This is a genomic window from Actinocrinis sp., assembly GCF_035605935.1.
Classification (GTDB): domain Bacteria; phylum Actinomycetota; class Actinomycetes; order Streptomycetales; family Catenulisporaceae; genus Actinocrinis.
Window position 1 is genome coordinate 21,340 of sequence record NZ_DATNGK010000306.1, and the last position, 14,843, is coordinate 36,182.

Below are 14,843 nucleotides of genomic sequence, written 5' to 3' on the forward strand. Positions count from 1 at the left end.
CGGTCGCGCGGTCTTGCCGCGGCGCTGCGTGCCGGTGATCAACGCAGCGCCGCGGGCTTAGGGTGCCAGCGTCCAGCGCTGGTTGGGACCTGCGTTGGCGGGCCACTGAAGCACGGCGGTGCCGGGCGCCGTACCGCCGTTGGAGAGATCGATCAGCTGACTGTCATACGCGCTCTGGAACGCGATCTCGCCGGGGCCTTCGTCGACGAGCGTCCAGCGCGAGTTGCTGTTGCCGTCGTCCTGAAACTGGATCAGCTGCGTGCCCTGAGTAGTCGTCGGGCCGGGGATGTTGACGAGCTTGCCGCTGTTCACGTTGACGATCGTGTACGCGCCGCCGGCCTGCTTGACGAAGCTCCAGCGCTGGTCGGTGCGGCCGTTGTCGGACCATTCGAGCAGTTGCGCGCCGTTGGCGGTGGAGTCGTTGTTCACGTCCAGGCGTCCGCCGGTCAGCCAGTTCTCGACGCGGTAGCTCTGGTTGGGGTCCGGGACCGGCGTCAGCGTCCAGTGCTGATTGGCGCCGCCGTTCGAGGACCACTGGATCACCGGGGCGCCCGCGCTCGTTGATGCGCCGGAGACGTCGGCGAGCATCCCGTTCGAGACCGCGGCCAGCGTGTAAGAGCCGCTGCCGGTCGGGGTGAACCGCCAGCGCGAGTCGGCGGCGTTGTCGTCAGCCTTCTGAATCAGCTGCGCGCCCTGCGCGGAGGAGGGAGCGGTCAGTTGCAGTCGGCTGGTGCGGTTGATCACCTGGTAGGTCCCGTCGCCGACCGGGACGAGCTGCCATTCCTGGTCCAGGGCGTTGTCCGCGCTCTGCTGCACAATCGCCGCTCCGGAAGCGGTCGAGTTGCCGGATACGGCGAGATTCATGCCGCTGTTGACATTGCTGAGGTTGTAGGACATGGCCGTGTAGGTGACGGCGTTCGTCGGCGTGACCTTCAGCAGCGCCGAGCCGTGCGCCGGCAGCGAAGCGCTGTAGCCGGTCGAGAAGCTGCCGAGGTCAGTGTGGGACCAGTCGTCGTGCACGGTGGCCGGGGAGCCGGTGAAGCCGACGTCCTGCCAGTTCGCTGAGACCGTCGCGGCCGAGTCGGCGAGATTGAACAGGGCGAGCGTGTAGCTGCCGTCGCCGTTCGGCGCGTACCAGGTCTGCGCGGAGGTGGTGGCGTCGACCGGGCGCGCCGGGTGGCCGGCCTGGTCCACCGCCAGCACCTCGGAGTTGGTCATCAGCCCGAGGTCCGTGGAGTCGAGGTTGGTCAGGTCCACGCCGAGGGTGAGGTTCGAATTCTCGATCGCCCACAGGGTCAGCTGGGTCTTGCGCTCATCGAGGGTGAGGCCGTCGTTGCTTCCGTTGCCCACCTCGATGGAGTCCAGGTCGTTCCAGCCGCCGGTGACGCCGTCGCCGATCCAGCGGGCGACGTCGGTGAAGCGCCCCTTGACGTTGTTCCAGTCGGTCAGTGGGAAGGAGGAGCCGTTCGAGCCGCAGTAGCACTCGACGTCGCCGTCGATGCGCCAGCCGTTGGAGTACTGCTGCCAGGACGCGATGTCGGCGGTGGTCAGCGAGTTGGACAGCTCCAGGTGGATGGTGCGGCCGGTCTGGTTGAGCGCCTGGGCCCAGTGCTGCACGTCGGCGACGGCCTCGGTGTCGCCGTCGTTGGGGCTGATCCCGTCCACCTTGAGGTAGTCGATGCCGTATCCGGCCAGCTGGTTAGCCCAGGAGTTGAGGTAGGCCTGCGCGGCCGCGGGGTTCTTGGCGTAGTCGATGTAGTACATGACGTTGCCGAAGTTGTAGTTCGTCTCGTGGCCGCTGGTGTTGGAGACGATGTCGCGGGCATGGAACGAGGTGCCTTCGATCGGGGTGTTCTGGTTGTACGCGGCGACTGGGATGCCAGGTGTGAGGTACATGCCGAACTTCTCGCCGAGGCCGTGGATGTATGCGCCCAGATTCGCCATGCCGTCGGGGAATGTGGTGGTGTCGGTCACCCAGCGGCCGTAGCTGTCGACGGTGTTCGCGGGATTGAGGTACCAGAAGTCGTCGAGGTTGACGTACTTATAGCCGGCGGCGACCAGTCCGGAGGTGGACATGGCCTGCGCCTGGGCCTTCATCTTGGCCTCGGTGGGTGAGCCGCGCAGGAACGACCAGCTGCTCCAGCCCATCAGCGGGGTGAGGGCGGCGCCATTGGCCTGCGCGCGGGCCGCAGTTCGGGGGGCGGCGAGCGCGAACAGGGCGAGGGCGATCGCCAGGGCAGCAGTGACAAGGCGGCGCGGTCTGGATCGGGTCGGCGGGGCTGACGGGATGCGCATGCTGAACTCCTCGTGGACAGGTGTCGGGGGCCGCCGAGAATCGAACAGAAAAACAAACATCACAACACTCTTGAAAATTGTTAAACGAAAGTAAACGCAACCTTGCAAGGCGTCAAGTAGTCGAATGTCTTCTGGCGCGCTAAGAGCGCACACCGGTGTCTGGCGTCGCCGCTCTAGGCTGGCTTCATGCTGGACGATCTCGAACTGGACAATCTCGAAGTCTCCACACTGGCCAAGCGTCCCGGCGTCAAGTGGGCGCTGGCCACCGCCCGCGGAGCGCTACCCGGCTGGATCGCCGACATGGACTTCCCGGTGGCCGAGCCGATCCGCAACGCGCTCACTGAGGCGGTGCACAGCGATCTCGGATACCCGGTGTGGGACGACGGTGTGACCGCCAATCCGCTCGTCGAAGCGTTCGTCGAGCGCATGACGACAAGGTACGGATATGCGCCGCAGCCGGAACATGTGCGCGTGTTCACGGAGGTGATCCAGGCGCTTCAGGCCGTCCTGCACGTCGCGACGCAGCCCGGCGATGCGGTAGCGATGCACACGCCCGCGTACCCGCCCTTCGTGCAGACGCTGGAAAAGATGGACCGGCGGCTGGTGCCGATCCCGATGGTCGATACCGAAGATGGGTGGTTCTTCGACGCTGACCGGCTCGCCGCGGATGTAGCGCAGCACGGATGCCGGGCGTTGATTCTGGTCAACCCGCACAATCCGTCCGGCCGGGTGTTCTCGCGCGGCGAACTGTCCGCGCTCGCCGAGGTCGCGCAGCGGCACGATCTGCTCGTCATCGCCGACGAGATCCACGCCGAGCTGGCCTACGAGCCGCATCAGCATGTGCCGTTCGCCACGCTGGCGCCCGACGTGGCCGCGCGGACGGTCACACTCACCTCCGCGAGCAAAGCGTTCAATCTGGCCGGCCTGCGTTGCTCGGTGGCCGACGTCGCGCCCGCGTGCGTCCGCGCCGCGCTCGACGCCCTGCCGCCGCTCCTGCTCGGCCAGCCCGGCAGCCTTGGCGTGTTCGGGACTCTCGCCGCGTGGCGGCACGGCGAATCCTGGCTAACCGAGGTACGCGCCTTGCTTGATCGCAACCGGCAGCTGGTCGCGGCCGGGCTGCCGCCCGCGGTGCGCCACCATTTGCCCGAGGCGACTTACCTGGCCTGGCTGGACTGGCGCGCGCTCGGATTGGGCGACGATCCCGCCGCCACGCTGCTCACCGGCAGTCGGGTCATGCTCAGCAGCGGTCCGGACTTCGGACCCGGCGGGCAGGGGTACGCCAGGCTCAACTTCGCCACTTCCGAGCCGGTCCTGACCGAGATCCTGCGCCGGCTGCGCGAGATCGGGTCCTGACTGCGCGGGCGAGCGCTACCGCCAGCGCCGGGGCATTAGCTTTCGGTCTCGCCCCGCATCGGCGAGCCGAATCGGATGACGTTGCCGTCAGGATCGACGACAGCGCCCTCATGCTGGCCCCACTCGGTGTCCTGTGGCGTGTGCACCTCGACACCCGAGGCCCGCCAGGCGGCGGCCATCGCGTCGGAATCGTCGACGAACAGGTACGCCGCGCCGGAGCGGCGCTCGTCGGCGGGCACGACGCCCAGGTGGAGTTCGAGGCCGTCGCGGGAGGCGAAGCCGTAGCCGCCTCCGGAGTACGGGCGCACGGAGAAGCCCAGCCGCTGGTAAAACGCCAGCGCCGCGTCGAGGTCGCGGACAGGGAAGATCGGTGCAATGCGTCGCGCGGTAGCCATGATGTCAGCCTTGCACAAGGCTCTGACATCAGCGGCACGGCAGCATCCCGCGTGCCGCGCACCAGCGCTTGGTCAGTGGGTCTTAGCGCTGGTGCGCGGCGGGATCAGCAGTCAGATCAACTTACTGGCACGGACTGCCATTGCTGGTTGGTGCTGCTGGATGAGCTGTACTGACCCAGGTCGGAGCCGGAGCCGGTGCGGCCCATGCCGTCGATGTACAAGCCGGTGGCGCGGTCGGCTATGCGCACATTGCTGCCGTCGGTCGTCACCGTCCACTGCTGGTTGTTGCTGGTGGAGCTGCTGTACTGGCCTACCGCGGATCCGTTGGTCGTGCGGCCCATCCCGTCGAGGTAAAGGCCGGTGGCCCGGTTCTGGATCCGCTGGTAGCTGCCGTCGGCCACGACCGCCCACTGCTGGTTGGCGTTACCGCTGTTGCAGGTGGACTGCTCGGCGTTGGCGCCGTTCGTGGTGCTCCCTGCGCCGTCGATGCACAGACCGGTCGCGGCGTTGCGCAGCTGCACGTAGGTCGCGCCGCCTCCTCCGCCACCGTCGCCGATGCCCCACGCGTATTGCAGCCGCGAAAGACCCGAGGCGTTCACCAGGGACAGCTTGATCGATGAGCCGCTGCCGGTCTTGCTGGTCATGCTGTACCAGTCGCCGTCGCGCAGGCCCGGCCAGTAGACGCTGCCGACGCCCAGGGTGCGCATTTCGCTGCTTTCGCCGCGGATGTAGTCGTCGAAGTAGTTCGTGCCGGGGACGGTGTAGTCGATGGTGTTGTAGTAGACGCCGTTCTTGGTGCCGGGGCTCATCGGGCCGCCCCATTCGGTCACCACGGTGCGGCTGGCGAAGGAGCCGATCTCGCCGGCCAGGTGGCCGGCCCACTGGGATTCGCTGGTGTACGGCGGGCTGACGAAGAACGAGTAGTCGTGGATGCCGATCAGCGTGTTGCTAAGCCGGCTGTCGTTGCCGACCGACGACGCGTTCTGGGCGTAGCCGGTGCCGTCGAGGATCACCCGGCCGCGCGGCACGCTCGGGTACCTGGTCAGCCAGGTGTTGTAGAGGTTGTCCAGGTCGGTCGCGCTGTACGAGTAGGGCTCGTTGATGACCTCGAAGTACGCGTTCGGGTTGCTGGCGTACTTGCCGACGATGGTGTCCCACATTGAGTAGAACGCTGACGTACTGGCCGGCTTGCCACCGCTGTATGCCCAGTAGGCGAGGATGACGTTGCCCTTGGTCAGCGCGGTGTCGATCGCTCCGGTGTAGGTGCCCCAGAACGTGGAGACGGTCGGTTCGTTGACGGGTATCCGGACCGTGTTGGCTCCGGTGATCGAGTAGAGCTGGCCGACCACCTGGTTCGCCACGGTCGCGGCCGAGGAGTAGGTGTCGGACGAGCTGAGTCCGGACGGGTATAGCACTCCGTTGACGAAGTTGTCCCGCTGGTCGGCCCAGTTGACCCCATGCAGCTGACTGGTGGAGGCGCGAGCCTGGTGCTGGCCGACGGTCACGAGCGCTGCGATGGCGAGCGCGCAGGCCATCAGCAGCCTGAACGCGGTGAGCAGGCCGGTAGGCCGGCCCGCGGTGCTAATCGATGATCTCTCCTTGCTCATTGTGCGTGATCCTTTCAGCGTGGGTACTTCGTTGTACTCCGGGCACTGTGTTGGATTAGGGGAAGTACTTATCTGGCGAGCCAGCCTCCGTCGACGGGTAGCACGGCGCCGTGCACATACCGCGCCGCGTCGGAGGCGAGGAAGACGACAGCGCCCATGACGTCCTCGGGCGCGCCCCAACGGCCGGCAGGTATGCGTTCGAGGATGCTCGCGGCGCGAATCGGGTCCTCGCGCAGCGGCGCGGTGTTGTCGGTCGCCATGTAACCGGGCGCGATCGCGTTGACGTTCACTCCGGACCCGGCCCATTCGTTGGCCAGCGCCCTGGTCAGGCCGAGCACCGCGTGCTTGGCCGCGGTATAGGCGGGCACCCGCAATCCGCCCTGGAAGGAGAGCATCGAGGCGACGTTGATGATGCGGCCGCCGCCTTGGGCGAGCATGCGGCGGCCCGCTGCCTGGGAGAGGTGGAAGACGGCGTCGAGGTTGACGGTCATGACCTCGTCCCAGTCCGTCGGGGTGACCTCGGCGGCCGGGGCGCGGCGGATGATGCCGGCGTTGTTCACCAGGATGTCGATGCGGCCAAGTTGCGCGGCGACCGTGGCGACCGCGTCGGCGAGTTGCGCGGGGTCGGCCAGCGCCAGGTCGCACGGCACCTCCGCCACGCGCCGGCCGAGCGCCTTGATCAGGGACGCCGTTTCTGCCGGCTCCGTGCGGCCCAGCACCGCGATGTCGGCTCCGGCCTCGGCGAGAGCGAGCGCACACATCTGGCCCAGGCCGCGATTGCCGCCGGTGACCAGGGCGACGCGGCCGTCGAGCCGGAAGCTGTCGAGGATCATCGTCTGCCCGGCCTCTACAGTCCGAGGTCGCGCAGCGTCGGGACGGTGCGCCCCACCCAGGCGAGGTCGGCGTCTTCGGTTGCCCCTTGCGTGCGTTGGGTGCCGGCGAGGAACCAGAGGTAGTAGGTCGTGTATCCGGGCGCGCTGACCACGGTGTGATAGCCCGACGGCATCATCTGCACGGCATGATCGCGGGCCGTGTAGTTCTCTTCGTATCCGTCGTCGGTGTAGACGCGGCTGATGCCGAAGCCGTCGCCGGGCTTGGTGCGGAAGTAGTACATCTCCTCGTGCTGCGCCTCGGCCGGGAGGTTGTCGAACGCGTGGCGGTGCGGTGGGTAGGTGCTCCAGTTCCCTGACGGCGTATAGGTTTCGCCGACGATGAGGCGGCGGGCGGGCAGATCCGGCTGCGAGATCTCGGTGAGGATCTGGTGGTAGGTGCGGCCGAAGTTCGCCGCTCCCCAGCGGCCCGCCGCCACCTGCGCCGGTTCGATGACGTACGGATCGACGGCCAGGTCGCTCGGTGCGCTCGGCAGCGCGATCTCCACCGGCCCGGAGGCCGCCTCGACGGTGACCGGGGATCCGGCCGGGATGTAGACCGAGTGCGGTTTGCCGGAGAAGACGTCGGCGCGGCCGCCGATCTCAGCGAACTTGTGATCGCCCACCGTGAAGGTGGCTCTTCCGCCGAGGATGACGGCGAGGATCTCGCGCTCGCCGGATTCTCCCGACCAGGAATCGCCCGCGTCGAGTTTCAGGAAGCTGAGATCGAGTAGCCGGCACGGGTTGACCGGCAGAGCGTTGAGGCCGTTCTCGGCCGGGATGTCACAGTGATACCGGTAGTCCATGGGTCCTGTCTCTCGTGCGTGGCTTCAGTGCGTCACCGCGTTGTCAGGGTCGACGGGTTACCAGGGGTCTGACCAGTCCGGGCGGGTGGCTCGGGTCAGGGCTTCGAGGTAGAAGTAGTCGCCCCATAGCGTGCCTTCGTCGACCCCGATGCCTTTGGGCTTGTCGTAGACGCCGTGCAGAAGCAGCGCGTTGGAGCTCGGGTCCCCGGCGGTGGCGTATTCGCTGATGAGTGAGGTCAGGATGTTGGCGGCGGTGGCGCGGTAGGCCTCGCGTTGCGGGCCGTTCGGGAGTTGGTCGGCCAGTTCGATCAGGCCGTTGGCGGCGATCGCGGCGGCGGAGCTGTCGCGCTCCTGTCCGCTGCCGTCGGTGAATTCCAGGTCCCAGTACGCGACGTGGTCGGCGGGTAGGTGGGCCAGAAAGTAGTCAGCGCAGCGCTGCGCGGCCTTCAGGAGCGAGGCATCGCCGGTGTACCGGTAGTTCAGGGTGAAACCATAGATGCCCCAGGCCTGGCCACGTGCCCAGCATGAGTCGTCGGAGCTGCCCTGTTCGGTCTCTCCGCGCAGCGGCCGGCCGGTCTCGACATCCCAGTAGAAGGTGTGGAACGTGGTGCCGTCCGGTCGCAGGATATTGTCACGCAGTTGGGCGGTGTGCCGCCGCGCGGCCTCGCGGTAGCGGGGATCCCCGCTGGTCTGGCTCGCCCAGAACAACAGCGGCGTGTTCATGAGGCTGTCGATGATGGTGCGGCCGCGCTGGCGCGGGTCGTTCAGGTCCCCCCAGGCCTGGATGATTCCGGCCGGTTCGAGCACCCGGGTGAGCAGGTGATCGGCGGCCGTGAGCGCGGCGCGGCGCGCGGTTTCGTCGCGGGTGCGGCGCCACGCGGTCACGCAGCCGAGGGTGTAGAGGAATCCGAGGTCGTGAGTGTCCAGGTCGATGCGGCGCTCGACGCGTTCGACGAAGCTGCGTATATGAGCGGTCGCGGCGGCCAGATACGCCTCGTCCTCGGTCAGATCGAACGCGAGCCACAGGGCGCCCGGCCAGAAGCTGGTGGTCCAGCCGAGGTTCGATCCCTCGGGCAGACCGCGGGCCGCGGGCCGCAACCGATATGTGCCGTGTACGGTCGTGTCGCCGGGATAGCGCTCGCCGAACTCGGCGATGTTCGCGTCGATCGTGCGCAGCGCGGCGGCCACCGCAGGCCCCGTCGCTTCAGCGTCGGGGCTGGGACGGACGTCGATCGCCGTCATTGCTGTCCTCTCCTCGTGCGTCCGCGGGCCCGCGCGATGTACGGGTCCGCACTTGCGCGCCGGGTGCGGCGCTGGTGGGTCGGTCGGGCGGTGCGGCTCAGCTCGTGGCCGACGCACTGGGGATCGGTCCCAGCGCCTCCCGCAGGGTGAAGCGGCTGTTGGCCCAGACGACGTAAAGCAGCGGGGCCATCGCGAGACCGAACGCGATCGCGGGCCGGCTCGCGATGAGCGTTTCCAGCATCGTGAGAATGGCCAGCGAGAACGCGGTCAGGTACCAGCGCCGCAGCGCCAGGTAGAGGCAGGCGCGCAGCGCGTCGCGCAGGCGGACTTTCGGCCGCTCCGCGATCACGACGAGCGTCAGCAGCGAGGTCGCGGTAACCAGGACCATGGCTGTGATGAGCACCGGGATCGCGGCGGCGCCGATCGAGTGGCCCCACGCGGCACGCGCGTCCACGCCTAAGACCACGAGCGCTGCGGTAGCGAGGGCCCCCAACGCGGTGGCTTTGCGCAATGAGGCGCGCCAGGCCGTCGCGAACGTGCGCAGTGCGGTGTTGTTGCGCTCATCGCTGAAGGCGGAGAGCACCGCGAATGCCGCGCACAGTCCAGGCGCGCACAGCGGCGCGAACAGCGCGAGCAGCGGCCAGGATCGTGCGGGGTCAGTGGTCAGCAGGCCGACGACGAGCGGCAGGCAGCTGAGGACCAGGAGCAGATTGGTCATGAGCGCCACGTAGACCATGTCGAAGACGGCGCCGAGGGTTTCGTGCTTGATCCGCATGCTCATCCCTTCAGGCCGGTGGTCGCGATGCCTTCGACGAAGTAGCGCTGCCCGAGCAGGAAGATCACCGCGATCGGCAGCACGGAGAGCACCGAGCCGGTCATGATCAGCGCGTACTCGGCGTTGTACTGGGAGATGAAGGTGCTCAGGCCCAGCTGGATGGTGCGCAGGTTCGGGCTGCGCAGGTAGATCAGGGGTCCGAGATAGTCGTTCCAGGTGTTGACGAAGGTGAGCAGCGCCAGGCTGGCCAGCGCCGGAGCCGAGAGCGGCAGCATGATGCGGCGGTAGATGCCGTATTCACTCATCCCGTCGATGCGGGCCGCCTCGCTCAGTTCCTCGGGGATCGACTCGTAGTACTGCTTCATCAGGAAGACGCCGAGCGCCCCGAACGCCTGTAGCGCGATGATCGACCACAGCGTGTTGGACAGGTGCAGGTGCGACATCAGGATGAACTGCGGGATCATGTAGGACTGCCAGGGCACTGCGATGGTCCCGACGTACGCGATGAACAGCGCGTCCCGGCCGGGGAAGCGCACCTTGGCGAATCCGTAAGCTGCGAAGCTGCCGGTGAACAGCTGAAGCACCGTCACGACGAAGGACAGGATCAGCGTGTTCTTCAGCCAGGTGGTCATCTGCGACTTGCGCCAGATGTCCAGGTAGTTGTGCCAGATCACGCTGTGCGGCAGCCACTTGATCGGCACGGTGAACACGTCGTTGTCCGTCTTCAGGGACGAGACGACCATCCAGTAGAACGGCAGCAGCACCCCGGCCGCCGCGGCGGCGAGCAGCACGTAGATCAGCACCCTGACGGCGGGACGCGCGCGCTTTCCGGTTCGCCGGCGCGGGATCGGCGTGAGCAGGGCGTCCGCCGGGGCGGGCTCCAGCACTGGGTCCATCACACGGCCGTTCATCACACGCTCCTGCGCTTGTTCACCGTGAACTGGACGATGGTGACCAGGAAGCAGAGCACGAACAGCACGACCGAGATGGCCGAGGCGTAGCCGAACTGATTCTCCTGGAAGCCGGTCTGGTAGATGTACTGCGAGAGCACCAGCGTCGACTGGCCGGGCCCGCCGTTGGTCAGCAGCAGGATCAGGTCGAACACCTTGAAGCTGCCGATGGTGAGCATCACGGTGACGAAGAAGGTCGTCGGCCGCAGCGACGGGATGGTCACGGCGCGGAAGCGCTGCCACGCGTTCGCGCCGTCCACGCGGGCGGCCTCGTACAACTGCGCCGGGATGGTCTGAAGCCCGGCCAGGAAGATCAGCATGTAGTAGCCCATCTCCCGCCACGTGCCGACCAGGATCACCGCCGGCATCGACCAGGTGGTGGACACCGTCCAGCCCGGCGGGTGGGACACCCCGACGAGCCGCAGCATCGCGTCGATCGGGCCGTACTGCGGGCTGAACAGCATGTTCCAGACCTGAGCCGCGGCGACGATCGAGGTGATGTAGGGGAAGAAGGCGACGGTGCGGAAGAAGGCCACGCCGCGCAGTTTCCGGTTGAGCAGCAGCGCCAGGCCGAGGGCCGCGCCGAGCGTGAGCGGAATGTGCAGGGCCGTGTAGTAGAGCGTGTTCTCCAGCGCGGTCCAGAAGCTCTGGTCGTGGATCAGCCGCTTGAAGTTGGCGACGCCGGTCCACTTCGCCGCGCCGAACACGTTCCAGGAGGTGAAGGCGAGGTAGAACAGCACGAACACCGGCGCCAAGGTCAGCACCGCGAAGCCGATGAAATTGGGCAGCAGGAATGACCATCCCACCGCGGTGTTGCGCCACACCAGCCGGCTGGGTCGGCGCCGCGCGGGCCGCCCCGGCTGGGTGGGGGCTTGGATCGTCGTTGCCATGGGGGCTCTCTCGGTTCAGTCGGCGTCGCGTGACCGGGTCCGGGGTGCGGTGCGCGGGTGCGGCGCGCACCGCACGCCGCACCCGGTCACGCAATCACTGCTTCGGTGCCGCGTTTCTCAGTGCAAGGCCGTGGCAGGCGCCGCGGTCCCGGCGAGACTTCTTACACACGGCCTACAGCCCTATTGGTTGAGGATCTGGCTCTTGGCTTGCGACTGTGCGTCGCTGATCGCGCCGGCAATGCCCTTGCTGCCTGACATCACCGCCGTGTGCAGGTTGTTGAGCAGGTCTTGCAACTGCGCGGTGTACTTGGACACCGGGTTCTCCGGCTTGGTGTCGTGCGTGGAGAAGGCGAACTTGGACAGCGAGTCGCTCGGCATGCCCTTGAGCGAGAAGAAGTCGGCGGCCACCGCGGCGGTGTCGGCCGGGGTGATGCCGATCGCGGCCAGCGACTTGGCTCCCTGCACACCGGCTGCGTACTCGAGGAACGCCTTGGCCGCGGAGACCTTGTCGGAGCTGATGGCCGGGTTGATGCCCAGGCCGGTCGGGTCGCCGAAGGTGACCGGTGTGGCCGAGGTCCCGGTGGTGCTCGCGTCGAACTGCGGCGCGGGCGCGATGCCCCACGGGAAGGTGTCCGCGTCACCGGTGCCCTGCTGCTTGAGCAAGGTTGCGATGTACCAGGTGCCCATCGGCATCATCGCGGCCTGCTGCTTGCCGAACTGAGCCTGGTAGGTCAGCTTGTTGGTGCTGACCGTGCCGAAGGTGGGCTGCGCCCCGGCGCTTTGCAGGGCGAGCGCGCGGTCGTAATACGGCTTGAGGTAGCCGAAGTCGCCGCTGGTCAGCTTCGCGCCCGGGGTCTGGGCGAGGGCGAAGCCCTGCACGGTCGACTGCCAGAGGTGCTGGTAGTCGCCGACCGCCTTCGAGCCCTTGGCCTTGAGCGACGTGGTCAGCTGCTCGGAGGTGCTGACGTACTTGTCCCAGGTCCATGAACCGTCCGGGTACGCGACCCCGGCCTTGTCGAACAGGGCCTTGTTGTAGAACAGCACCCACGAGTCCTGCCGGTACGGGATCGCGTAGGTCTTGCCGTCGACCTGATAGTCGGACAGGCCGCCGACCTGGCTGCCCAGGCTCTTCGCCACGTCGGAGACGTCCACGAGCTGGCCGCCGCTTTGGTAGGTGTAGAAGTTCTTGAGGTTCTTGAGCACGTAGATGTCCGGCGCGGAGTGGGCGGCCAGGTCCGCGACCATCTGCGTGTCGTAGTTGGTGGCGTCGTATTCCTTCAGCTGCACGGTCACGTTGGGATGAGCCGCGTGGAAGCCGTCGGCCAGAGTCTTGAACTCCGGAGTGGTCGACAGACTCCAGCCGGCCAGTGTCAACGTCACCGGGCCGCTGGGTACGCCCGCGCTGGCCGAGGCCGCCGGGGAACCGCTGCTGCATCCGCCGACGAGCAGCGAGGTCGCCGCCGTGACACCGAGCACGGTGGATATGAGGCGCTTCATCCTCTCTCCTTTGAGACAAGGGCCCGTCGCCGGGCCCGGATCGCCGCCGGGTCGCCGCTGCGGCTTCCTCGGCGTGTGCGCGTGGATAGGTGCGTGAACGTGCTGAGGCCGTCTGGCCACTCGACTCCGACGCCGCGACCGCGGTCGGCAGAGCCCTGATATCCGGCGCCCTGATCTGCCCGGTTGAGCGAAACCCGGCAGGCACCGTGGTCCTGGTGGCTCTCGCCGCCAGAGAGTTCTACGAGCGCGGCGATCCAGGCGCCCGGGCGAACGGCGTGGTCGAGCCACGGGACGCGCGTCGGGCTGCCGAGTGGACCGGCGTCGTGGTAGACGGCCACGCCCGCGGCATTCTCGAAGCCAGCAGCGGTTGTCAACGCTGCTGGGTCTGTTTCGCGGCCCGCGTCGTCGATCGGCACGTTGCGCAGGGCGGAGACCAGGTCGGCACCGGTCGCGATCGCGCAACCCGAGCCGCGGACGTCGGCTGCGCCCTCGCCGGCGACCGGCCACCCGGCGATCCTGACTCGCAACGCAGTGAGATCGAGCCCCTCGGGCACATCATCGATCCGGCACAGGCGCAGTTCCCAAGGGCCGCGCACCAGCGAGTACACGGTAAGCCGGCCGGCCAGCCGGGACGGTCCGGACCTGCCGCTGCCGTGGTCGCGCTGACCGGCCGGATCCGCGGTGACCCAGTGCGCGAGCGTCACCGACCCGGCGACGCCCACGGGTCCAGCCTCACCGCGATCGACTCGCACGATCAGTGTTCGCAATCCGCTGCGATGGCTGGCGCGGCCCTGGTCATCCAGTATTGCGACGCACTGGTCGGCCGGTCCGGTCCATCCGTCGTCGTTGAGCACGGGCGCCGTCGCGGTGGAATAGCCGAGGCGCGCATACAGCGGGGAGTCGGAGACTGTGGAACCTTCGGTGGCGTGATCGGTGCCGTGATTGATGATGCGCACGATGCCGTCGGTCCGCGTGCCGGAGATAAGCCATCCCGGCGCGCGTACCGCGCGCACGATGTCAGTGGTCTGCACCGGCAGCGGCTGCGCGGGTGAGGTCCACACCGGGTGGTCCGCGGGCAACGCGAGGCCCAGCAGTCCCTTGGCCGCCCAGTAAGGCGAGCCCGGCCCGGAGTAGGCCTGGGCCAGCCGCGGCCAGGCGTCATGCCAGCCGAGCGAGAGCACTCCGCGCTCATCAGGCGCTCCCCGCTGCGCGAAGTGCGTGACGATGCGACTGGCGGCGTGCCTCAGCTGACCAGCCGTCAGCGACGGCACCTCGGCGATCGCCCCGACCCAGAACGGCGCCGCCGCCGCGAAGCGGTAGGTCAGGCTGCGGCCCTGAATCAGCGGCGAGCCGTCCGCGCCGATGAGCGCCACCGCGTCCTGGAGGAACCGGTCGAGTGCGGCGACATCGCGCTCGCGCCGTCCGGCCGCCAGCTGCGCAGCGCCCGCCATCCGCGCCCAGAGCGTCGGATACAGGTGCAGCGCCCAGCCCGCGTAGTGGTCGTACGCCCGTTCCTGGCCATCCGACAACCAGCCGTCGGCGCGGCGGAACGTGTCGTGTGTGGCCAGATCCTCGGCGACGTCGTCGGCCGACCAGGGGCCGCCCACCGAACGCAGGAAGGTCTGCACGACGAGGCGGAACCAGACCCAGTTGATCCGCGGATAGGTCGGGTCGCCGACGGCCGGGGACAGGTACTCGACGACACGCTCTTGCACGCCTTGGTCGAGCCGGTCCCAGATCCACGGCCGGGTCAGGTCGAGCATCAGCGCGATCGATGCGGCCTCGACCTTGGCCTGCGCGTGTTCGTCGAGCCGCACCCAGCGCTCGGGCGAGGCGGGGTCGGTGCCGGTGGCGATCCCGGTCGCGTACCAGTCGGCCAGTTCATCGAGCCCGGCGCCGCGCTCTCCGGCGATGCGGAAGCCGGCCAGCAGGAACGTGCGCGCGAAACCTTCGAGCCCGTCGACCGCCCGGCCGAAACCGCCCTCGGGGCCGGGCGGCGTGATGCGTGCGTGCCCAGGTGATGCGAAACGCCGTGCGGAGGTGAGCAGCAGGTCGGCGAATCGTGTCCAGTCCTGCCGAGTCCAGTCCGCGTCCTGCGCGGAGCGGGCGGCCCGTGCTGGATCGCTTGGCATGTCCCTCCTCCGCTGGTGTTCGAAAGGTGAAC

The 14,843-nt window shown here is 68.0% G+C and carries 12 protein-coding genes; 1 reads left to right on the forward strand and 11 read right to left on the reverse strand.

Annotated elements, in window-relative coordinates:
• Positions 1-57 precede the first annotated feature (57 nt).
• On the reverse strand, positions 58-2,295 hold the full coding sequence (locus VN779_RS24865) for an alpha-galactosidase (RefSeq protein ID WP_325727509.1): 2,238 nt from the start codon (positions 2,293-2,295) through the stop codon (positions 58-60).
• Between the two features lie 186 nt (positions 2,296-2,481).
• Here VN779_RS24865 and VN779_RS24870 point away from each other — a divergent pair, with 186 nt between their 5' ends.
• Positions 2,482-3,648: a MalY/PatB family protein gene (locus tag VN779_RS24870; RefSeq protein ID WP_325727511.1), complete on the forward strand. Its 1,167-nt coding sequence runs from the start codon at positions 2,482-2,484 to the stop codon at positions 3,646-3,648.
• Positions 3,649-3,683: 35 nt separating this feature from the next.
• On the opposite strand, the gene VN779_RS24875 is transcribed toward VN779_RS24870, so the two are convergent.
• The 10 genes from VN779_RS24875 to VN779_RS24920 all read right to left on the reverse strand — a co-directional run bounded on the left by VN779_RS24875 (position 3,684) and on the right by VN779_RS24920 (position 14,811).
• Positions 3,684-4,043, reverse strand: coding sequence for a VOC family protein (locus VN779_RS24875; protein WP_325727513.1), 360 nt, complete (start codon positions 4,041-4,043; stop codon positions 3,684-3,686).
• 116 nt (positions 4,044-4,159) lie between these two features.
• The gene (locus tag VN779_RS24880) at positions 4,160-5,650 is read right to left on the reverse strand and encodes a ricin-type beta-trefoil lectin domain protein (protein WP_325727514.1); all 1,491 of its coding nucleotides are present in this window, start codon (positions 5,648-5,650) and stop codon (positions 4,160-4,162) included.
• A 68-nt stretch (positions 5,651-5,718) separates the two neighbouring features.
• Positions 5,719-6,483 (reverse strand): 2-dehydro-3-deoxy-D-gluconate 5-dehydrogenase KduD, encoded by a 765-nt coding sequence (kduD, locus tag VN779_RS24885; protein ID WP_325727516.1) that lies wholly within the window; start codon positions 6,481-6,483, stop codon positions 5,719-5,721.
• A 14-nt stretch (positions 6,484-6,497) separates the two neighbouring features.
• Positions 6,498-7,325 carry a 5-deoxy-glucuronate isomerase gene (iolB, locus tag VN779_RS24890; protein ID WP_325727518.1) on the reverse strand — a complete coding sequence of 276 codons (828 nt, stop codon included), beginning with the start codon at positions 7,323-7,325 and terminating at the stop codon, positions 6,498-6,500.
• A 57-nt stretch (positions 7,326-7,382) separates the two neighbouring features.
• Positions 7,383-8,567: a glycoside hydrolase family 88 protein gene (locus VN779_RS24895; protein WP_325727520.1), complete on the reverse strand. Its 1,185-nt coding sequence runs from the start codon at positions 8,565-8,567 to the stop codon at positions 7,383-7,385.
• 97 nt (positions 8,568-8,664) lie between these two features.
• The gene (locus VN779_RS24900; protein ID WP_325727522.1) at positions 8,665-9,342 is read right to left on the reverse strand and encodes a hypothetical protein; all 678 of its coding nucleotides are present in this window, start codon (positions 9,340-9,342) and stop codon (positions 8,665-8,667) included.
• A gap of 2 nt (positions 9,343-9,344) precedes the next feature.
• Complete coding sequence (locus VN779_RS24905) at positions 9,345-10,253, reverse strand: carbohydrate ABC transporter permease (RefSeq protein ID WP_325727524.1); 909 nt, start codon at positions 10,251-10,253, stop codon at positions 9,345-9,347.
• Complete coding sequence (locus tag VN779_RS24910) at positions 10,253-11,182, reverse strand: sugar ABC transporter permease (RefSeq protein ID WP_325727526.1); 930 nt, start codon at positions 11,180-11,182, stop codon at positions 10,253-10,255. The genes VN779_RS24905 and VN779_RS24910 overlap by 1 nt, the downstream gene beginning before the upstream one ends.
• Before the next feature lie 180 nt (positions 11,183-11,362).
• Complete coding sequence (locus tag VN779_RS24915; protein WP_325727528.1) at positions 11,363-12,679, reverse strand: ABC transporter substrate-binding protein; 1,317 nt, start codon at positions 12,677-12,679, stop codon at positions 11,363-11,365.
• On the reverse strand, positions 12,676-14,811 hold the full coding sequence (locus VN779_RS24920) for a DUF2264 domain-containing protein (protein WP_325727530.1): 2,136 nt from the start codon (positions 14,809-14,811) through the stop codon (positions 12,676-12,678). The genes VN779_RS24915 and VN779_RS24920 overlap by 4 nt, the downstream gene beginning before the upstream one ends.
• Positions 14,812-14,843: the final 32 nt, after the last annotated feature.